The sequence below is a fragment of the Reyranella sp. GW821-FHT14A01 genome (assembly GCF_058803965.1).
Map to the genome: position 1 here is coordinate 34255 of NZ_JBXAPM010000019.1, position 18972 is coordinate 53226.

Annotated in this window: 18 protein-coding genes; 2 read left to right on the forward strand and 16 right to left on the reverse strand. The window is 66.3% G+C overall.

The window, feature by feature from the left end; translation table 11 throughout:
- From AC1ROX_RS27385 to AC1ROX_RS27460, 16 genes are all read right to left on the reverse strand, one after another.
- Complete coding sequence (locus AC1ROX_RS27385) at nucleotides 1-1038, reverse strand: D-cysteine desulfhydrase family protein (protein WP_493131274.1); 1038 nt, start codon at nucleotides 1036-1038, stop codon at nucleotides 1-3.
- 60 nt (nucleotides 1039-1098) lie between these two features.
- On the reverse strand, nucleotides 1099-1626 hold the full coding sequence (locus AC1ROX_RS27390) for a superoxide dismutase family protein (protein WP_493131276.1): 528 nt from the start codon (nucleotides 1624-1626) through the stop codon (nucleotides 1099-1101).
- Between the two features lie 34 nt (nucleotides 1627-1660).
- The gene (locus AC1ROX_RS27395) at nucleotides 1661-2536 is read right to left on the reverse strand and encodes an SDR family oxidoreductase (protein ID WP_493131278.1); all 876 of its coding nucleotides are present in this window, start codon (nucleotides 2534-2536) and stop codon (nucleotides 1661-1663) included.
- Nucleotides 2537-2540: 4 nt separating this feature from the next.
- The gene (locus tag AC1ROX_RS27400; RefSeq protein ID WP_493131280.1) at nucleotides 2541-3524 is read right to left on the reverse strand and encodes a tripartite tricarboxylate transporter substrate binding protein; all 984 of its coding nucleotides are present in this window, start codon (nucleotides 3522-3524) and stop codon (nucleotides 2541-2543) included.
- Nucleotides 3525-3554: 30 nt separating this feature from the next.
- Nucleotides 3555-4184 carry an ABC transporter permease gene (locus tag AC1ROX_RS27405; protein WP_493131281.1) on the reverse strand — a complete coding sequence of 210 codons (630 nt, stop codon included), beginning with the start codon at nucleotides 4182-4184 and terminating at the stop codon, nucleotides 3555-3557.
- Nucleotides 4181-5803: a transporter substrate-binding domain-containing protein gene (locus tag AC1ROX_RS27410; protein WP_493131283.1), complete on the reverse strand. Its 1623-nt coding sequence runs from the start codon at nucleotides 5801-5803 to the stop codon at nucleotides 4181-4183. The genes AC1ROX_RS27405 and AC1ROX_RS27410 overlap by 4 nt, the downstream gene beginning before the upstream one ends.
- Before the next feature lie 49 nt (nucleotides 5804-5852).
- Nucleotides 5853-6548 (reverse strand): methyltransferase domain-containing protein, encoded by a 696-nt coding sequence (locus tag AC1ROX_RS27415; protein ID WP_493131285.1) that lies wholly within the window; start codon nucleotides 6546-6548, stop codon nucleotides 5853-5855.
- A gap of 3 nt (nucleotides 6549-6551) precedes the next feature.
- Nucleotides 6552-8666: an adenylate/guanylate cyclase domain-containing protein gene (locus AC1ROX_RS27420; RefSeq protein WP_493131287.1), complete on the reverse strand. Its 2115-nt coding sequence runs from the start codon at nucleotides 8664-8666 to the stop codon at nucleotides 6552-6554.
- A gap of 94 nt (nucleotides 8667-8760) precedes the next feature.
- On the reverse strand, nucleotides 8761-10155 hold the full coding sequence (locus AC1ROX_RS27425) for an amidase (RefSeq protein WP_493131289.1): 1395 nt from the start codon (nucleotides 10153-10155) through the stop codon (nucleotides 8761-8763).
- A gap of 10 nt (nucleotides 10156-10165) precedes the next feature.
- Nucleotides 10166-10624 carry a GNAT family N-acetyltransferase gene (locus tag AC1ROX_RS27430; protein ID WP_493131291.1) on the reverse strand — a complete coding sequence of 153 codons (459 nt, stop codon included), beginning with the start codon at nucleotides 10622-10624 and terminating at the stop codon, nucleotides 10166-10168.
- Between the two features lie 5 nt (nucleotides 10625-10629).
- Nucleotides 10630-10836, reverse strand: a complete 207-nt coding sequence (locus AC1ROX_RS27435) for a cold-shock protein (RefSeq protein ID WP_493131293.1) — start codon at nucleotides 10834-10836, stop codon at nucleotides 10630-10632.
- Nucleotides 10837-11050: 214 nt separating this feature from the next.
- Nucleotides 11051-12562 carry a UxaA family hydrolase gene (locus tag AC1ROX_RS27440; protein WP_493131295.1) on the reverse strand — a complete coding sequence of 504 codons (1512 nt, stop codon included), beginning with the start codon at nucleotides 12560-12562 and terminating at the stop codon, nucleotides 11051-11053.
- Between the two features lie 55 nt (nucleotides 12563-12617).
- Entirely contained in the window at nucleotides 12618-12842 is a 225-nt protein-coding gene (locus AC1ROX_RS27445) for a sunset domain-containing protein (RefSeq protein WP_493131297.1), read from the reverse strand.
- 143 nt (nucleotides 12843-12985) lie between these two features.
- Nucleotides 12986-13447: a hypothetical protein gene (locus AC1ROX_RS27450; RefSeq protein WP_493131299.1), complete on the reverse strand. Its 462-nt coding sequence runs from the start codon at nucleotides 13445-13447 to the stop codon at nucleotides 12986-12988.
- Between the two features lie 179 nt (nucleotides 13448-13626).
- The gene (locus tag AC1ROX_RS27455; protein ID WP_493131301.1) at nucleotides 13627-13941 is read right to left on the reverse strand and encodes a hypothetical protein; all 315 of its coding nucleotides are present in this window, start codon (nucleotides 13939-13941) and stop codon (nucleotides 13627-13629) included.
- 122 nt (nucleotides 13942-14063) lie between these two features.
- Nucleotides 14064-14945, reverse strand: coding sequence for an EamA family transporter (locus tag AC1ROX_RS27460; RefSeq protein WP_493131302.1), 882 nt, complete (start codon nucleotides 14943-14945; stop codon nucleotides 14064-14066).
- A 42-nt stretch (nucleotides 14946-14987) separates the two neighbouring features.
- Between AC1ROX_RS27460 and AC1ROX_RS27465 the strand changes: the two genes are divergently transcribed.
- Together AC1ROX_RS27465 and AC1ROX_RS27470 are read left to right on the forward strand one after the other, a co-directional pair.
- Nucleotides 14988-15845, forward strand: a complete 858-nt coding sequence (locus AC1ROX_RS27465) for a branched-chain amino acid aminotransferase (protein WP_493131304.1) — start codon at nucleotides 14988-14990, stop codon at nucleotides 15843-15845.
- A gap of 57 nt (nucleotides 15846-15902) precedes the next feature.
- Entirely contained in the window at nucleotides 15903-18893 is a 2991-nt protein-coding gene (locus AC1ROX_RS27470; RefSeq protein ID WP_493131306.1) for a PAS domain-containing protein, read from the forward strand.
- Nucleotides 18894-18972: the final 79 nt, after the last annotated feature.

Here is an 18972-nt window from a genome sequence, read left to right on the forward strand (position 1 = left end):
CTAGTCCGCCAGTTCGGTGCGGCCCAGCACCACGTCTTCGTAGACGTGCAGCGACGGCAGACCGCCGGTGTGGATGAACAGCACCTTGGCGCCCGGCTTGAAATGGCCCTGGCGCGCGAGGCCGATCAGGCCGGCCATGATCTTTCCGGTATAGACCGGGTCGAGCAGGATGCCCTCGGTGCGCGCCAGCATCTGCACCGCCTCGACCATCTTCTTATTGGGCACCGAGTATTTCGGCTGCCAGTAGCCGCCGAAGCTCTTTACCGCCGAGGCCGGCACCTTGATGCCGAGGCCCAGCAGGTCGATGACCGCCTGCGCTTCCTTGAGCACCAGCGGCTCCTGGTCGGCCGGATCGCGGCTGACGCCGACGCCGATCAGCGGCACCTTGATGTTGTTGCCGAGGAAGCCCGCGACCATGCCGCCATGCGTGCCCGAGCTGCCCGAACCGACCACCACCGCGTCGGGCGAAAAGCCCATGTCCATCCACTGAACCTGCATCTCCTGCACGCAGGCCACATAACCCAGGCCGCCAACGGCGTTGGAGCCGCCGCCGGGAATCACATAGGCTTTGCGGCCGAGCGAGGCCACTTCCTGGGCGACCCTGGACATGGCCTCGCCCATATTAGTGCCGCCGGGAACGACCGTGATCGCCTCGACGCCCATCAGCTCGAACATGAAGTTGTTGCCGCCGGCCTCCTTCTTGTAGGAGCCGGGAACGCGCTCCTCGATCACGAAGCGGCACTTCAGACCTTCCTTGACCGCCGCCGAGAGCGTGATGCGGCAATGGTTGGACTGCGGCGCGCCGCAGGTGACGAGCGTGTCGCAGCCCTGGGCGATCGCATCGCCCGCCAGGAACTCGAGCTTGCGCGTCTTGTTGCCGCCGGGAAACAGACCCAGCATGTCGTCGCGCTTGATCCAGACCTCGGGACCGACGCCGCCGGGGCAGCTGGCGGCGAGCGCCTTGGTGAAGTGCGGCAGGTGTTCGATGGGCGTGGGCGCGTTGGTGTAGATGCGACGCGGAAAACGAGACAGGTCCATTCAATCAGCTCCAGGTAGAAATACGCGCCCTCGCCCGCCGGTGCGGACGAAGTCCTCAGGTCACTCCGTGATGACGCCGCAGGCGATGCGGTCGCCGGCGTTGCCGGTCGGATCGGTTTTGTAGTCGTCGACGCCGGCATGGATGATCAGCGCCGAACCGTCCGCATCGAACAACGAATTGGGCTGGCCCTTGGCCAGCGAGACCATGTGATTGGCGATCTCGATCGTCAGCTCGCCGTTGGCCGGGATGTGCAGGTTGGGCATGTCGCCGGCATGCGAGCCTTCGGCGGCTTCCATGCCGTGCTTCTTCGAGGCCGGGTTGAAATGCCCGCCGGCGCTGGTGAACGGCGCCTCGCACTTGCCGACCGCATGGATGTGGAACGCATGCTCACCCGGAACGGCGCCCTTCAGTGCCATCTTGAGCAGCACGCCGTGCGGCGTCTGGATGAGCTGGACGGTGCCGACATCCTTGCCGGTGGCATCCTTCAGCGACGCCTTCGCGGTTGGACTCTGGGCCTGGGCGGAAAAGGAGAAGGCGGCGATTCCGGCTGCAGCCATCAGGCCGCACATCACTCGGGCGATACGCATCGGTTCCTCCGTTGTTGGGTTAGGGGGCGCTACCCTACTCCAGGACCTTCGGCGGCCGGTAGAGCGGAAAGCCATTGAAGGGTTTCGATTTCTTGTGATCGGGCACCTGGTAGAAGGTCGATTTGCCATAGTTGTGCAATCCGCCGTCGACCCGCAGCGTGGCGCCGCTGATGTAGGCGGCGGCATCGCTCAGCAGATAGACGATGGCCGCCGCGATCTCGGACTCGGTGCCGTGACGCTTGGCGGGAATACGGTCCTTCACCGAACGCAGCACCTCGTGCGCACGCTCGGGATAGCGGTCTAAGCCCGACGAGGCGATGAAGCCCGGAATGACGGAGTTCACGCGGACGCCGGAATGCGCCCATTCGACCGAGGCGCTGTAGGTGAAGTTGGTCTGGCCGGCACGCGCGGCACCGTTATGGGCCATGCCGGGATTCCCCAGTTCGAAATCGGAGCCGACATTCACGATGACACCGCCCTGCGCCTCCATCGACGCCAGATAGACCGTCTTGGAGACGAGGAACGTCGCGGTCATGTTGTTGGCGACGACGGCGTTCCAGCCATTCAGCGAGATGTCCTTGAGCGGCGCGGGAAACTGGCCGCCGGCATTGTTCACCAGCCCGTCGATACGGCCGCCGCTCCAGCCCATCACACCGGCGATGGCTTCCTTCACCTCGTCCTCGCGGCGCAGGTCGGCCGGGAAGATGAAGGTGTCGGGATCGCCCAGCTCCTCCTTCACCCTCTCGAGCTTTTCCATCGTGCGCCCGACAAGGGCCACGCGCGCGCCCAGCGACTTCAGCTCGTGGGCAGTGCAGCGGCCGAGGCCGGAACCGCCGCCGGTGACGATGACGGTCTTGCCGTCGAACAGGCCGGGCTTGAATACCGAATCGTAACGCACGCTGCCGGTCATTCGACTACTCGACCTTGATGTTGGCGGCCTTCACGACTTCGGCCCATTTGGTCATCTCAGCGCGCAGAAAGGCGGCGAGTTCATCGGGCGTCGAGCCGATCGCATCGGCACCGAGATCGGCGAACTTCGCCTTCATCTCCTCGGTCCGCATGATCTTCGCGATCTCCGTATGCAGGCGCGCGATCACCGCCGGTGGCGTGCCGGCCGGCGCGATCAGGGCGTTCCATTCCGAGATCTCGCAGTTGGGCACGCCGGCTTCCGTGAGAGTCGGCACCTCGGGCGCGGCCGGCGAGCGCGCCGCGCTGGTGACGGCGAGCGGCCGCACGCGACCGCCGCGCGCCTGCGGCAGCGCCGCGCTCATGTTGCCGAAATAGAAGGGCACATGGCCCGCCGCCACGTCGGCCACCGCCAACGCACCGCCCTTGTAGGGCACATGCTGGATGTCGGTGCCGGTGCGCATCTTGAACAGCTCGGCCGCGAGATGCTGGGCGCTGCCATTACCCGACGAGGCATAGGAGAGCTTGCCGGGCTCGGCCTTGGCCAGCGCCAGCAGGTCCGCCACGGTCTTCGCCGGGTGCGAGGGCGTGATGACCATCAGCTCCGGCACCGTCACCAGGAGCGAGATCGGTGCGAAATCCTCGGGCGTGCGGAACGGCATCTTCGGGAACAGCGCCGGGTTCACCGCATGGGCAAAAGCCCCGATCAGCAAGGTGTGACCGTCGGGCGTCGCCTTGGCCACGATCTCGTCGCCGATCATGCCGCCGGCGCCGGGCTTGTTCTCGATGACGATCGTCTGGCCCAGCGCCTCCTGCAGCTTGGGCGCGATCAGCCGCGCCGTCGTGTCGGCGCCGCCGCCGGCCGAATAGGGCACGATCAGCCGCACCGGCTTGGAGGGATAGGCCTGCGCCCGCGCCAGTCTTGGAGCAAGCCCGGGCGCCAGGGTCAGGGCTGCCGCCGCGCCCAGCGTGCGCCGCCGTGAAATCTTCATGTCTTCCTCCCGCATTTCTTGTCGGGGAGACTACCCCTCGCGGGCACGCAGCGCGAGGCGGCCGAGATGGCGCTGCAGCACCCGCATCAACGCGAATCCCGCCTGCAGGGTGACGCCGAAGCAGAGGATGCCGATAGCGAACAGGACCATCTTGTCGCCCAGGGTCGGCATCAGCTCGGCCTCGCGCAGGATGACCGCGATGCCCTCGGGAACGCCGATCGCGGCGCCGGCGCTCGACGACATGACCAGCACGAAGAAGGCGCGGGTCACGTTGGGCAGGAAGAGCAGCGCGCCGAGCGGCGAGCCGTCGCGCAGCTGGCGCAGCGCCTCGCGGCCATTGTCGGCGACATAGGCCGCGGCATAGGGCACCAGCGACAGCGCCACCGTCATGATCCCCGACGGTGCGACATGGACACCGTACAGGGTCGCGTCGGACGGGATGATGTTCAGCAGGAAGAACATGACGACGAAGGTCGGTGCCGCGCGCATCAGGCCGATCAGTGTCGTGGCGACCGCGCCGCGCACGCCGCCTGCCAGCTTCGCCAGGGTGAGCAGCCCGCCGACGGCGAGGCCGATCAGCAGCGCGATGGCCGCGATCTCGAAGTTGACCGCCATGCCCGCGAGGAGCTGCGGCACGAAGTCCGGCGATATCCTGGTCATGCCGTCACCATCTGCCGGCGTTCGAGCCAGACCCGCAGCCTGTCGCAGAGCCAGACCACGACGATCACCACGCAGACATAGAAGACCAGCAGCAGCGAATAGGTCGTGGCCCGGCCGCTGGCGAAGGAGGTGATGTCGGTGAGCGCACTCAGAAGCTCCGGCGCGCCGATGAAGCTGGCGATCGGCGTGCCCTTGGCGGCGTTAACGAGGAAGGAGACGATCTGTGTCGCCGAGCGACTGACCGCACGGCCGTACAGTTCGACGGTGGGTGCAGGCGGCCCTCCCCTTTCGGTCCGCAAGGTGTGCATCGCCTCGGCGATGGCCTGACCGGCGTTGGCGCCGTTCATCAGGCCCAGCGCCACGATGGCCGCACCGATCGCAACCGCCGAAGAGTAAGGAAAGAGCGCCAGCGCCACGGCGGCGGAGATGACGAGCGTCAGCACGACCGGCGAGGATTGCAGGACGATGGTGAAGGCGCGGGCGGGCCAGCGCAGCAGGAACGAGTGCGAGCTTTGCAGCGCGCCCAGTATCAGGGCGAACAGCAGGGTCGCCACGAGCGCGCCTGCAACCAGAACCAGCGAGTTGATGATGCCGGCCCTGAACAATTGCCAGGCCGGCATGGTCTTGAACATCGGCAATTGAATGGCAATGCCGGTATTCTTCTCGAGCCAGGTCTCGAAGGCCGTCACCTCGCCGGCAAAGGGCGTCGGCGCCAGCACCGCGCTCAACGCCGGCAGGACGCAGGCGGGATTGGCGGTGCCGGTGTCGGTGTTGCAGTCGGGCCGGTTCCAGACCGCGTGCTGGCGTTCGAGGAACCCCAGGCCGATGCGATTCTGTTTCGCGATGTCGAGAAAGATCCCGTCGCGATGGAAGATCTGGCTGGTCAGGTCGAGCGCCCGGGCGAGCTTGTCGCTGCCGCTCAGCGCCACCGCCATGCCCCAGGGAAGCTGCGCGAAGCCGAACTTCTTGTCGTAGGCTCGCGCGAAAGCGGGTTCGGTGAAGTAGAAATCGAAGAAGCTGTCGTCCTGCGCCGCCAGCACGCAGGTCTCCTCGCGCAATTTGTCCGGCAGCACGCCGGCCTCGTCGAACAGCATCAGGCGGGCATTGTGCGAGACGATCTGGGCGTTGGAGCCATTGCCGATGGTGACGCAGATCGTGCGGCTGGCGACATCGGGCCAGTCCCGGATCGCGAGCCCCTTTGGCCCGACGATGATCGTTTCCGACTGATAATAGTGCGGCCGGATGAAGCGAACCTGGGTGTCGCGCTGGGTATTGTGGCCCATGGTCGCGATGGTGAGGTCGATCTTGTCGTCGGCGAGCAGCGGGATACGGCTGGCGGCGTTGACCCGCGTGAACACCGGCTCGACGCCGAAATGCTTTGCCAGCTCGCGCGCCACGTCGACATCGTAGCCGGACCGGACATTGCCCTCGCGGGTGCCGAACAGCGGATAATATTCGCGCACGCCGATGCGGAACTTGCCGTCGCAGAAGAGGCGCACCAGCCGGTCGAGACCGGGCTGCGCACAGGCGCCCGGCACAGAAGCGGCCGCCTTCGCCTCGTCGATCAGCTTTGCCAGCGCCGCATCGGGCGTCTCGGCGCGCGCCGGCAGGCTCGCCAAGGCGATAAGCCAAGCCAGGACGACAAAAAGAACGCGCCGCATCGCCATGTCAGCCGTGTGTCCCGGCGGCGGCAATCTCGACGATGTGCATGTCGGCGAAGACATGCGGGCCGTAGCGATGGATCGACCGGCCCTCTTCCGCCTTCAGGATGGAGGGTGTCATGAGGTCGACCTTCTCGTTGGCGACATGGACCAGCACCGTCCTCACGATATGCATCGCGAGCCCATGCCGGCGAAGAATCTGGCGCGACCGCTCGACGTCGATGAAAGCGTTGTGCGTGATGAGGGCGCGACCGTTGGCCGTGAAATGGTCCGGCAGTCCCTCGAGGAAGGGATCGAGCAGCTCGCGACCGTCGATGCCGCCCGAACTCCAGGTCGACAGCCGCCCGGCAACCTCGAAATGGTCCATCGGGAAGTTCGGCAGGTTGGCGACGACGAGGTCGAAGCGCCGTCCCGCCACCGGCTGCCACATGTCGCCCTGATGGATTTCAGCGTTGTGGCCAAGCTCGCCCAACAGCGACTGGCCGGTGACGACGGCATCCTCCTCGATGTCGATCCCGCAAAGCGAGGCCGCGCCAAGGCCGCCCAGCACGGCGAGGATCACGCCGCTGCCGCAGCCGATCTCCAGCACCTGTGCGCCGCACACACGGGAGGGTTCGGCGCGGAGCGCATGGACCAGCGCCGCCGTATATTCGCTCGGACGCAACGTCGCGATCGCCGGCGAGGACTTGCGGGCATCGAACATCGGTCAGCGCGACATCTGCAACGGCATGAGACGCGACGGATCGATCGTTCCCAGCCGCTTGGCCATGGTGCGCGCGACGGGATCGTCGGGATACTCCGCCGCGATCTCCTGATAGCGCGACAGCGCCAGGGCATAATCCTCGGCGACCAGCGCATTGTAGGCCGCACGGGTGAGCTTGCAGAGGCGAACCGTCGCCTCGTCCGGTTCGAAGTCGGGCCCGATCCCATAGGCACCAACCAGCTCGTAGATCGGCACCTTTGACCGGCGGCCCTTCACGGTGACGTCGTCGACCGGCCGCACGCACAGCCGCTCGCCCGCCTCCTTGAAGACGGCGTGGCTGATGCAGATGCCCGTGCCGTATTCCTTGTTGATGCCTTCGAGGCGTGCCGCGATGTTCACACCGTCGCCCATGACGGTGTAGCTCATGCGCTCCTTCGAGCCGATATTGCCCACCAGCACGGCGTCGCTGTGGATGCCCATGCGGACGTTCAATGGCTTCTTGCCGGCCGCCTCCCAACCCGCGTTCAGTTCCTTCATGCCCTCGCGGATGCGCAGCGCCGCAAAGCAGGACCTCTGCGCATGGTCTTCGAGCAGCGCCGGCGCGCCCCAGAAGGCCATGACGCCGTCGCCGATGAACTTGTCGATCGTGCCGTGCTCCATGTTGACCGCATGGGTCACGACGCCGAGATAGGCCGACACGTGCGCCAGCAACTCCTGCGTGGGCACTTCCTCCGACATGGTGGAGAAGGCTTCGAGGTCGGAGAAGAAGATCGTGAGGAATCGGCTGTGGCCGCCGAGCACCAGCTTCTGGTCCGAATCGAGGAGCTGGCGCACGAGACCCACGGGCACGAAAGCGGCGAACGACTTCACCGCGGCGTCCAGGGTGTCGATGGCGCGGGACAGAACGGCGACTTCGCGGATCGGCGACTGCAACGGCGGCAGGTTGTCGCCCTCGAGATCCTGGATCTTCGTCACCTTGAGCGCGAGCTTCTCCAGCGGCGCGGAGACGACGCTGGAGAGGAAATAGATGATGCAGATCTGCAGCAGGATGGCGATCGCGCCGAACAGCGCCAGCCGCTTGTTCTGTTCGTCGAAGGCGCTGGTGAAATCGGCCAGCGGGGTGATGACGAAGAGCTGCCACTTCTTGCCGAAATGGGGCGGCAGGGTCGTCAGGCTGGCAATGTAGTGCTTGCCGTGATGTTCGAAGGAGAAGGTCCTCTCATTGTCGCGCGGCCGGAAGCTGAAGGCGATCGCCGGCAGGTCGTTGCCGAGCGACGTGATGTGCTGCAGCTCGACCCTTCCATTGTAGCTGCTGTAGGTCTTGGCACGCTCCGAATTGGCGATGACCCGACCCTGATGGTCGAGAAGATAGGACAGCGTGCCGGTGCTGATCTTCCGTTCGGCGAGATAGTTGGAAAGCCCGTCGAGCGTGATGTCGGCAGCGGCGACCCCACGCAGCATTCCATCGGCGTAAAAAGGCGCGCCGACGGTGAAGCCGACGAGTCCCAGTGTCGCGAAGACGTCGACGTCGCTGACCGAGAGCTCGCCGGTCTCCTGCGCGGTGCGATACCATAGGCGCGCGCGCGGGTCGTAGGACGTGGTCTGCTCGGAGATACCGAGCTCGTTGCGATCCTTGTCCAGGAACAGGTAGTGGTCGACAGGCGCCGAGTCGCGATGCCGCGTGATCCACCGGTCGGCCCAGCGCGTCCCAACCGGCGGCAGCTTGCCCTGGATCTCGACGGCAGGATCGATCTGCCGGGCCTGGCGGAACGAACCGTCGCTCAGGCCGACATACATGCTGATGATGCGATCGCTATGCTGGAGGATGCTGAAGAGATAGGTCAGCGAACGGCTTTCCCCGAAGAAATCCGGTTGCTCCGAGCCGATCGCGGCGGTGCTGCGCACCAGCGATTTTATGGGATCGAAAAGGTGCTGGATGTTTTCGATGGCCTCGACGCCGAACCGGCCGACCAGTTCTTCGGCGTTGCTGCGTGCGATCTTCTCGTTCGAGACATAGTTCACCGCGACGATGGCAAAGAAGACCGGCACCGTCAGCAGGACGAACAGTGTCAGGATGCTGGGACGCAGCCGCAGGTTTTTTGCGGAGAGGCTTGGCATTGCGTGGAAAGGAACGTCCCGAGGGCGGTAGAGTATTATAAATGAAGGGAGATTCAGCGTCCACGCTCTCCCCGGCCGCCCTCGGAAGCGGTTTTTAGAGCGGCGGTCGCTTCAGATGCCAGTCGGTCTGCTGTTGATAGGCATGCCCGGCTGCCAGGATCGGTCCCTCATCGAACGCTTTTGCCACGATCTGGAAACCCACCGGCACACCGTCGGCCGACAGGCCGCCCGGCAGGGTGAGCGTCGGATGGCCGCTGAGATCGAACGGCGCGGTGTAGCGCAGTCGTGCTGCGACGGTTTCGGGATCGCGTCCCGCCGCCAGCAGCGCCTCGGTCGCCCACACGGCCTTGCCCATCACCGGCATCAGGAGAAGGTCGACCGATGCCAGCAGGCGATTGAGCTCGCCGGTGAGCGCGGCGCGGCGGAGCTGCATCTTCGCAAGCTCCATCGCGGAAAGGCGCCTTCCGTGATCGAGCAGGCCGGAGAGCACGGGACCATACTCCGACGCTCGCGACGGATAGGTGTCTTCGTGCGCCACGGCCGCCTCGATCCCGCAGAGGGGCACCCAATCGCGGGCGCCCTGGTCGAAACCGTCGGGCAATTTCACATCGACGATGGCGGCGCCCGCCTTCTGCAGCGCCTCGACCGCGCCGGCCAGGGCACGCTGCGCGTCTTCGTCGAGACCATGCATGTTGGTGGCGAGGCCGATGCGCTTGCCGCGTACGCCCTGGTCGATTGCGCCGGTATAGTCGGGCACCGGAAGGCCGACCGAGGTCGGATCCTCCGGATCGGCGCCCGCGATCACGCCGAGCACGATCGCGGCATCGAGGGCGCTGCGGGCCATCGGGCCGATATGGTCGAGCGACTCGGCGAGCGGAAAGACGCCGGCGCGGCTCACCCGTCCCCAGGTCGGCTTCAGGCCCGACAGACCGTTCATGGTCGAGGGAAAGCGGATCGAGCCGCCGGTGTCGGAACCCAGCGAGGCAAAGCAGAGCCCGGCCGCCGTGGCGGCTCCCGAACCTGAGGACGAGGAGCCCGTCCAGTAGGCGGCGTTCCATGGATTGAGTGGCGCGGGAATCTTCGGATGATGGGCGCCGTACGCGCCCTCGGTCATCTGCAGCTTGCCGAGGATCACCGCCCCGGCCGCTTTCAGGCGGGTGACGACGGTCGCGTCCCGCGACGGGACGTTGCCGCGATGGATGTCCATGCCGGCCGCCGTCGCGATGCCCTCGGTATTGCAGAGATCCTTCACCGCGATCGGCACGCCATGGAGCGGCCCGCGGGACGTACCTGCCGCCGTCTCGGCATCGAGGTGCGCCGCATCGGCCAGGGCGCGGTCGGCGGTCAGGGTCGCGTAACTCTTGAGTTGGGGATCGACCTTGCCGATGCGGTCGAGCATCGCTCCGGTCAGTTCGACGGACGACAGCTTGCGCGCCTTCAGGCGCCGCGCGACCTCGTCGAGCGACAGATAGTGCAGGTCGGATGGCATGCGGACTCCCTCACAGCGATTTGTCCATGACCTGGATATGTTCGCCGCGATAGTCGCGCTGCTCAAGCGCTCTCCAGCCCAGACCCGCATAGAGCGAGGCGGCGGAGTGCGTGAAAAGATAGAGGCGGTCGTAACCGATACGCCGCGCGGCATCCTCGACGGTGCGGACCAGCGCCGACGCGACGCCCTTCTTGCGGTGTTCCTGGGGAACGTAGACGCTCGCGAGCCAGGGATTGCGCGGATCGCCTTCGAGATCGTCGAAGATCAGCGAGGCCGTGCCGACGATGCCATCGTCGTCACCGATTGCGACAAAGACGATGGGCGCGCGATCGACATTCATCGAGCCCTGGATCTCGGCCCGACGGAGATCGAGCGTCTGGCCGGGATTGAAGTGTCCCCACTCGTCGAAGCCCCAGACGGAGACCTTCTCGGCCAGGTCGGGACGTTCGACGAGGGGAACGATTCTCATGTCTTTTAGTCAGCCGCCTTGAGGTTGACCGCAGCCGAGCGGCCGCGCTCGGTGGCGATCTCGTAGCCGATCTTCTGGCCCTCGTTGAGGCCGTTCATGCCCGAGCGCTCGACGGCGCTGATATGGACGAACACGTCCTTGCCGCCGTCATCCGGCTGGATGAACCCGAATCCCTTGGTTCCATTGAACCACTTGACGGTGCCTGTAGCCATGTCTCTCTCCTGGGCAGTTTAACGAGCAAGCAAATGCGCGCTGGCGGAGCGCTCGATGCTACCGCCTTCGACAACCGGGAATTTGGGTGAAAGCTCGGGGGAAAGTCCGTGACCGCTGTGGGCTGGGCTGCCAAAGCATGGCCAAGTTCGTGAGTCGTAGGCTCGCATATGAGAGACGTAACGCAGCACCATCAAAATGGCTGCGTCCGCTCCTTCACATTGTTGCGCCGATTTTCCATGGCTCGAACTCGTCGTCCCCGATGCCCAGTAGTTCAGATTTAGTTTTGTGACCCGACGCCGTGGCAAGAATAAGGTCGAAGATCCGCCGGCCGTTCTCCTGAATCGTTTCCTCTCCATCGACGATCGTTCCGCAATTGATGTCCATGTCGTCAGTCATGCGTTTATAAAGAGAGGTATTCGTCGCAAGCTTGAGTGACGGCGTCGGCTTGCAGCCGAAAACACTGCCGCGGCCCGTCGTGAAGCACAGGACATTGGCACCGCCCGCGACCTGGCCTGTCGCCGATACCGGGTCGTAGCCCGGCGAATCCATATAGACGAAGCCCTTGGCGGTGATCGGCTCGGCATATTTGTAGACGTCGACGAGATTCGTCGTACCGCCCTTTGCGACCGCGCCCAGGGACTTTTCGAGAATGGTCGTGAGGCCGCCCGCCTTGTTGCCGGGCGACGGGTTGTTGTTCATCTCGCCGCCGGTACGGGCGCAATGGTCTTCCCACCAGCGGATGCGCTCGACGATCTTCTCGCCGACTTCCCGGCTGGCGGCGCGGCGCGTCAGGAGATGTTCCGCACCGTAGATTTCCGGCGTCTCCGACAGGACCGCCGTGCCGCCGTTGCGCACCAGCAGGTCGACCGCCGCACCGAGCGCGGGATTGGCCGAGATGCCGGAATAGCCGTCCGAGCCGCCGCATTGCAGGGCGAGAATGAGTTCGCTGGCGGGAATCGCCTCGCGCTGCACGTCGTTCGCGTCGGGCAGGATCTCCTTCAGGAAATCGACGGCGCGCAGCACGGTCTTCGAGACACCGCCCTCGTCCTGGATGGCCATCGGAATGAGCTTCGGCCCTTCCTTGAGTCCCTCCGCATTCATCAGCCCGGAGATCTGGTTGGTTTCGCAGCCAAGACCGAGCACCACCACCGCGGCCATGTTGGGATGCCTGGTGTAGCCCGCCAGCGTGCGGCGCAGCACGTCCATCTCGAGGCCCGACGCGGCCATGCCGCAGCCGCCGCCATGCGTCAGCGGCACGACGCCGTCGATGTTGGGGAACTGCGCCAGCAACGGCTCGAGCCGCGAAGCGATCATGCGGCTGGTCGCGGCCGAGCAGTTCACGGTCGTGACGATGCCGACATAATTGCGCGTCGCGGCGCGGCCATCGGCGCGGCGATAGCCCTGGAAGGCGGCGGCCGGTGCGATGAAATCCGTCGGATGGGCGTCTGCGCAGAAGGCATAGTCACGCTCGAAGTCGCCCATGACGCAGTTATGCGTATGGACATGGGTGCCCGGACCGAGATCCTCGGTCGCGAAGCCGATGATCTGGTTGTACTTGCGCAGCGGCTCTCCCGTCTTCACCGCCCTTGTGAGAATCTTGTGACCGGGCGGCACGCGCGTCGCTGTGGCGACCTCTCCTTCGACCTTCGTGCCGGGCAGGATGTCCATGCGCGCCACGACGACGTTGTCGGCGGGGTGCAGGCGAATGGTGAGCGGGGCCGTCATTGTTGTTTCCTCCTGGGTCGTCGTCCCCGGGCGATACTCTCCGGGGCGACATTCCTCAGCAGACCTTAGTACGCCGCCAGCCCGCGGCAACTGCTTCCTGCTCGCTGCAGAACCAGCGCTCGCCGCGTTTGGGATCGATGTTGGTCGCGTTGTAGTAGCGGCAGCCCGGCGGATGATAGATGCGCTCGCCCTTGCTGCTGACGTTTCCCTTGATCAGGCACTGCTGCTGGCTGGGCGCCTGCGCGCCGGCAGATGCCGCGTCGAGACCGAGCGCCAGCAAAACGATGGCACTACGCAGGGCGCTGCGAACAGAAAGTATCGATCATTGCGAGGGGCACGGCGCTTCCTCTCGGGGTTGCCTTGCACGATAGCAAAAGAAAACGGGGCGCCGAAGCGCCCCGAATTCCGTTGCTTCCGACCGACCTACTGGTGGCGGCGGTTGTTGTTGATCGGGTCGACGGCATTGGGGACACCGTCGTGGTCCTTGTCGCCCCAGGCCTGATTGGGGCGGTTGTCGTAGCGGTCGACGCGATTGGGGATACCGTCGCCGTCCTTGTCCCAGCGACTGGCCTGGTAACGCCACTGCTCGCGGCCATTGTCCACATAGCGCTCCCAGCGATCGGGAACATAGCGATAGCCCGCGCGCTCCGCCTGCCAGGTGCCCGCCGTCCACTGGTACTGGTTGTTCACCAGCCTGTACTGGCCCGGCGCCCAGACATAGCCCGGACGCGGCGCCGGCACGACCTCATAGGGCGGTGGCGGCGGCGCCGAGCCGAAGGTGACCGTCACCTGCGCGTCGGCAGGCTGGAACGGCGCGGTGGCGAGTGTCGCGGTAGCGAGAGTGGCAGCCGCGGCAAGAGTCGTAAGAGCGATTCGCTTCAACATGACCTTCTCCGTTTCTGCGCGGCATCGCCCGCGCCATGAGGGGTATTACGCGGCTGGCGATCGGGCCGTTGCCTTTACACTCGGGGAATTCCGGCGCGCATTCGGCCGCTTTTCGGACACGCAAAGAAAACGGGGCGCCGAAGCGCCCCGCTCTTATCTCTATCGAAGATTGGCCGAGCTTAGCCCCAGCCCGGGTTCCAGCCCGGGCTCCAACCCTGCCCCCAACCCGGGGCCGGGCGCTGGTTCATCCAGCGACCGTCGACCCAGACCTGACGCCCGTGATGCCAAGTCCAATAACCCGGCGCCCAGACTCGCTGCACCGGCGGCGCGTAGTAACGCGGTGGCGGCGGCGCGTAATAACGCGGCTGCGGCGGCGGGCCGATATAGACGCCGAACGACTGGGCGGCTGCCGGTGTGACGGCCGCGGTTGCCAGCGCCGCCGTCGTGAAAGTGGCGGCGGCGGCGAGTGCGGTGAGAGCGATACGCTTCATCATGTCTTGCCTCCGTTCTGCGCGGCAGCAACGCCGCGTCATACAGAGATACGCGTCGGCGCCCCTGAACGTGGCTGTCTCACCTATGGAATTAGCGCACCGATTCGGCCGCTTTTCCGCCGCCGTCAGGTTCCGCCCAGAAGCAAAAGAATGACGCCGGCGACGCTGACGACGATGCCGAACAAACCGATCGCGTGAAGCTGTTCGCCGCGCAGGAAGATCCAGCTCATGACGACGCCCATCAGCGGGAAGAGCGCGACCAAAGGCGCAACGACGGTGATGGAGCCCAGCCCCAGCGCCGCATAAAGAAGGAACGTGGCGCTGCCATTGGCGAAACCGACACCCAGGAACCACAGCACGCCGCTGCGGATCGCCGGTCCTTCGCGCAACGCGCGACGCCCGACCAGCGACAGGATCACCACGGTCGAGAGCGCATAACCGATGGCGGCGGCCGCCAGCGGCTCGGGCCACAAAGCGAGTCCCGTCTTGATCGCCGGCTGGATGGCGCCGCGCACCAGGGCCGCCGCGAGCGGCAGGCCCAGCACCCAGACCGACCAGTGCCGGCCGCCGGTGCCGCCGCGCAGCGCCAGCAGGGCCACGCCGCCCACCACCATCGCCAGGCCGGCCAGTTGCAGCAGGCCGAGATGCTCGCCGAGGAACAGCACCGCGCCCAGCACGGCGAAGATCGGCGTCACGTTGCCGACCGCGCCGGCCACCGCCGGTCCCAGCCGCTCGTTCGAGCGGACCGAGAGGATCGACACCACCACCGGGAAGATGCAGCCGACGCCGGCGAAGATCAGCGCCGCGTCGAGATTGAAGGTGCTCCAGTCGACGAACACGATGGCCGCCAGCCAGGCCACGATCAGTGCGCCGCCGATGGAATAGAGCGGGGAGCGCCAAGACGGCATCGTCCGCAGCCCGAACTGGGTCAGGATCAGCGCCAGGGCGAAGCAGAATGCCGCACCCAAAGCCAGCAGGGTGGGGGCAAGGTTGGCCGCGCCGCTCATCGTCTGCTATGTCCGCGCGCTTCGAGGGACGACGAGGATAGAATGGACACGCTCACCTACTGGAACGGCACCTGGCACGAAGGCAACCCGGCGATCCTGGGCCCGCGCGACCACGCCTTCTGGCTGGGCTCCATGGTATTCGACGGCGGGCGGGCGTTCGAGGGCTGCGGCCCCGACCTCGACCTCCATGCGGAACGCGTCGTGCGTTCCGCGCGCGCCATCGGCCTGAATCCGAGCAAGACGCCGGAAGAGATCCTGAAGCTGATGCACGAGAGCGTGCGCCGCTTCGGCCCCAAGGCCGAGCTCTACGTCCGGCCGATGTTCTGGGCGGGCAAGGGCGGCGCCGGCCCCATCTCGGTCGACCCCGATTCCGCGCAGTTCCTGCTCTGCACCTATATCTCGCCGATGCGCGCCGGCTCGCCCCTGACCCTGGGTCTCTGCCGGTCCATCCGCCGGCCCGCGCCCGAGACCGCACCGACCGACGCCAAGGCGAGCTGCCTCTATCCCAACTCCTCGCGCGGCGTGGCGGAAATGCTGAAGCGCGGCTTCAACAACGGCGTCGTGCTCGACCCGCTCGGCAATGTTGCAGAGACCTGCAGCTCCAACATCTTCCTCGCCCGCAACGGCGTGGTCGCAACGCCGGTGCCGAACGGCAGCTTCCTGGCCGGCATCACGCGGCTGCGCACGGTGAGGCTGCTGCGCTCGGCCGGCATCACGGTCGAGGAGCGCACGATCGCCCCGGCCGAGCTCGAAGACGCCGACGAGATCTTCACCACCGGCAATGCCGGCAAGGTGCAGCCGGTCAGCCGCTACGAGAGCCGCGACCTGCAGCCCGGCCCGATCGCCGCGCGCGCCCACGACCTCTACATGGCCTACGCGCGCACCCAGCGGATCATCTGACGCCCGAAAGCCCGCGGCTGCGCTTGCGGGACAAGCGCGAATCGATACTGTCCCGTCATGACTTCAACCGAGCGTGACACGACCTTTCTTGCCGGCGGCGGTGAGATGGGCGCGCTCATGCGGGCCCATGATTGGCAGGCCACGGCGCTCGGAGATCCCGCCGACTGGCCGCAATCCTTGCGGACCGCCGTCCGGCTGCTGCTGAACTGCGGCCACCCGATGTACATCTGGTGGGGACCCGATCTTCTCTGCTTCTACAACGATGCCTACCGGCTCTCGATCGGCCCGGAGCGCCATCCCGCGTCGCTCGGCCAACCGGGCCGGCAGGTCTGGGACGAGATCTGGCCCATCATCGGGCCGCAGATCGACCAGGTGATGGGAGGCCGCGGCGCCACCTGGAACGAGAATCACCTCGTGCCGATCACGCGCAACGGCCGCCGCGAGGACGTCTACTGGACTTACAGCTACAGCCCGATCGACGATGCGGATGCCCCGCATGGCGTCGGCGGCGTGCTGGTCGTGTGCAGCGAGACCACACAGAAGGTGCTGACCGAAAAACGCCTGATGGCCGAGGTCGAGCGCCAGCGCCGCATGTTCCAGAAGGCACCGGGCTTCATTGCCGTCCTGACCGGCCCCGAGCATGTCTATGAATATGTGAACGAAGCCTATGTCACGCTCGCCGGCCAGCGCGACTTCATCGGTCGCAGCGTGCGCGAGGTGCTGCCGGAGATCGACGGCCAGGGCTACTATGAACTTCTCGACCATGTTTACCGCACGGGCGAGCGCTACATCGCCCGCGCCCTGCCCGTCAGCCTCGGGCACGAACATCGGACACACTATGTCGACTTCGTCTACGAACCGATGCTCGACGAAGCCGGCGCCGTCCACGGCGTTTTCGTCGGCGGCCATGACATCACCGCCCACAAGGACGCCGAGTCGCAGTCCCTCCTCAACGAGGAGTCGCTCAGGCTGACCACCGAGGCGGCGGAGATCGGCACCTGGGATGTCGATCTGGTCGCCAACAGATTGACCTGGTCGCCGCGCACCAAGGCGATGTTCGGCTTCTCACCGGACGCGATCTGCAGCCTCGACGATTTCTACGCGGGCCTCCATCCCGAGGATCGCGACGCGACGACCCGGGCTTTCGCAGCGGCCCTCGATCCCGCCGTCCGCGCGACCTACGACGTCCAGTACCGCACCGTCGGTCATGACGACGGCGTCGTCCGCTGGGTGGCGGCCAAGGGCAAGGGCCTGTTCGACGACAATGGCCGGTGTTATCGCGCGGTCGGCACCGCCATCGACATCAGCGCACGCAAGCTTGCAGACGCGCGGCACGCCTTCATGCTCGAGCTCAGCGACGTGCTGCGCGGCAACGATACCGACAAGGCCTTGAACGAGGACTGCGCCCTGATGGGGCGTTTCTTCGGCGTGAGCCGCGTGGGCTACGGTCATCTCGATCCGGTCGAGGATGTGTTCGACTACTCCGTGTGCTGGACCGACGGTCGCGCCCAGCCGCTGCTCGGCCGCGTCCCCGCCCATGCCTTCGGCATCAAGATCGTGAACAAGCTCGGCGCCGGCGAGACCGTCGTGGTGGGTGACCTCCAGACCGATCCGCTGAGCGACGAGGAGGAAACACGCGCCACCGCGCGTGCCGTCGACACGCGCGCCATCCTGGTCGTGCCCTTCGTGCGCGCCGGCCGCCTGCGCACCATCGTCTATCTCAACGACCGGCCGGTGCGGCACTGGCAGCCCGGCGAGGTCGCCTTCATGGAGGAGGTCGCCGAGCGCACGCGCCAGGTGATCGAGCGTGGCGAGGCCGAGGCGGCCCTGCGTGCACTGAACGCCACGCTCGAAGCGAGGGTCGAGGCGCGCACCGCCGAACTGCGCGCCACCGAGGACGCGCTGCGCCAGGCGCAGAAGATGGAGGCGATCGGCCAGCTCACCGGCGGCATCGCGCACGATTTCAACAACCTGCTGCAAGGCATCACCGGCAGCCTCGACCTGGTGCAACGGCGCATCGGCCAGGGCCGGCTGGGCGACCTCGACCGGTTCATCACCGGAGCGATGACCTCGGCCAACCGCGCCGCCGCCCTCACCCACCGGCTGCTGGCCTTCTCGCGCCGACAGCCGCTCGACCCGCGCCCCGTGCGCGTCAATCCCCTGGTCGGTTCGATGGAGGAGCTGCTGCGGCGGACCCTGGGCGAAAGGATCGACCTCGAGTTGAAGCTGGCGGAAGGACTCTGGCTGACGCGCTGCGACGCCAACCAGCTCGAATCCGCAATCCTGAACCTTGCCATCAATGCGCGCGACGCCATGCCCGAAGGCGGTCAGCTCGTGATCGAGACCCATAACAGGAAAGTCGACGAGGCCGCCGCCTCCCTGCATGCCGACAGATCGGCGGGCGACTATGTCTGCGTCTCGGTCACCGACAGCGGCACCGGCATGGATGCCGGGACGATCGCGCGCGCCTTCGAACCCTTCTTCACGACCAAGCCGATGGGCCAGGGCACCGGCCTCGGCCTGTCCATGATCTATGGATTCGCGCGCCAGTCCGACGGCTATGCCGAGATCGGCAGCAGCCCCGGCCATGGCACGACGGTGCATCTCTGCCTGCCACGCTTCGAAGGAGAAGCCGACGTGGACGCCGACGCCGATGTGGCCGAAGCCGCTTCCGCCGAAACCGGCGAGACCGTGCTGGTGATCGAGGACGAGCCGGTGGTGCGCGGTCTTGTCGTCGAGGTACTGGGCGACCTCGGATACCGCACCATCGAGGCGGTCGACGGGCCGCAGGGACTGGAGATCGTGCAATCGGCGCGGCGGATCGACCTGCTGATCACCGACGTCGGCCTGCCCGGGCTGAACGGCCGCCAGGTCGCGGACGCCGCCCGTATGCTGCGCCCCGACCTCAAGGTGCTGTTCATGACGGGCTACGCGGAGAACGCAGCCCTTGCCGCCGGCTCGCTCGACGCACGAATGGCGATCATCACCAAGCCTTTCGTCATGGAAGCGCTGGCCACGCGGGTGCGCGAGATCATCGAGGCAAAGTAGAAAGCGCCTTGCCGCGATCGCGGGGGATGAAGCTTGCCTCCCAAGGCGCCAGGAAGCACATAGTTCGCTTCCGGCAAAT

Coding starts and splice junctions, on each gene's coding strand:
- AC1ROX_RS27420 (WP_493131287.1), bottom strand. CDS start 8,666: ATGCCAAGCCTCTCCGCAAAAAACCTGCGGCTGCGTCCCAGCATCCTG.
- AC1ROX_RS27450 (WP_493131299.1), bottom strand. CDS start 13,447: ATGTTGAAGCGAATCGCTCTTACGACTCTTGCCGCGGCTGCCACTCTC.
- AC1ROX_RS27415 (WP_493131285.1), bottom strand. CDS start 6,548: ATGTTCGATGCCCGCAAGTCCTCGCCGGCGATCGCGACGTTGCGTCCG.
- AC1ROX_RS27395 (WP_493131278.1), bottom strand. CDS start 2,536: ATGACCGGCAGCGTGCGTTACGATTCGGTATTCAAGCCCGGCCTGTTC.
- AC1ROX_RS27400 (WP_493131280.1), bottom strand. CDS start 3,524: ATGAAGATTTCACGGCGGCGCACGCTGGGCGCGGCGGCAGCCCTGACC.
- AC1ROX_RS27385 (WP_493131274.1), bottom strand. CDS start 1,038: ATGGACCTGTCTCGTTTTCCGCGTCGCATCTACACCAACGCGCCCACG.
- AC1ROX_RS27455 (WP_493131301.1), bottom strand. CDS start 13,941: ATGATGAAGCGTATCGCTCTCACCGCACTCGCCGCCGCCGCCACTTTC.
- AC1ROX_RS27390 (WP_493131276.1), bottom strand. CDS start 1,626: ATGCGTATCGCCCGAGTGATGTGCGGCCTGATGGCTGCAGCCGGAATC.
- AC1ROX_RS27460 (WP_493131302.1), bottom strand. CDS start 14,945: ATGAGCGGCGCGGCCAACCTTGCCCCCACCCTGCTGGCTTTGGGTGCG.
- AC1ROX_RS27405 (WP_493131281.1), bottom strand. CDS start 4,184: ATGACCAGGATATCGCCGGACTTCGTGCCGCAGCTCCTCGCGGGCATG.
- AC1ROX_RS27470 (WP_493131306.1), top strand. CDS start 15,903: ATGACTTCAACCGAGCGTGACACGACCTTTCTTGCCGGCGGCGGTGAG.
- AC1ROX_RS27435 (WP_493131293.1), bottom strand. CDS start 10,836: ATGGCTACAGGCACCGTCAAGTGGTTCAATGGAACCAAGGGATTCGGG.
- AC1ROX_RS27425 (WP_493131289.1), bottom strand. CDS start 10,155: ATGCCATCCGACCTGCACTATCTGTCGCTCGACGAGGTCGCGCGGCGC.
- AC1ROX_RS27440 (WP_493131295.1), bottom strand. CDS start 12,562: ATGACGGCCCCGCTCACCATTCGCCTGCACCCCGCCGACAACGTCGTC.
- AC1ROX_RS27430 (WP_493131291.1), bottom strand. CDS start 10,624: ATGAGAATCGTTCCCCTCGTCGAACGTCCCGACCTGGCCGAGAAGGTC.
- AC1ROX_RS27465 (WP_493131304.1), top strand. CDS start 14,988: ATGGACACGCTCACCTACTGGAACGGCACCTGGCACGAAGGCAACCCG.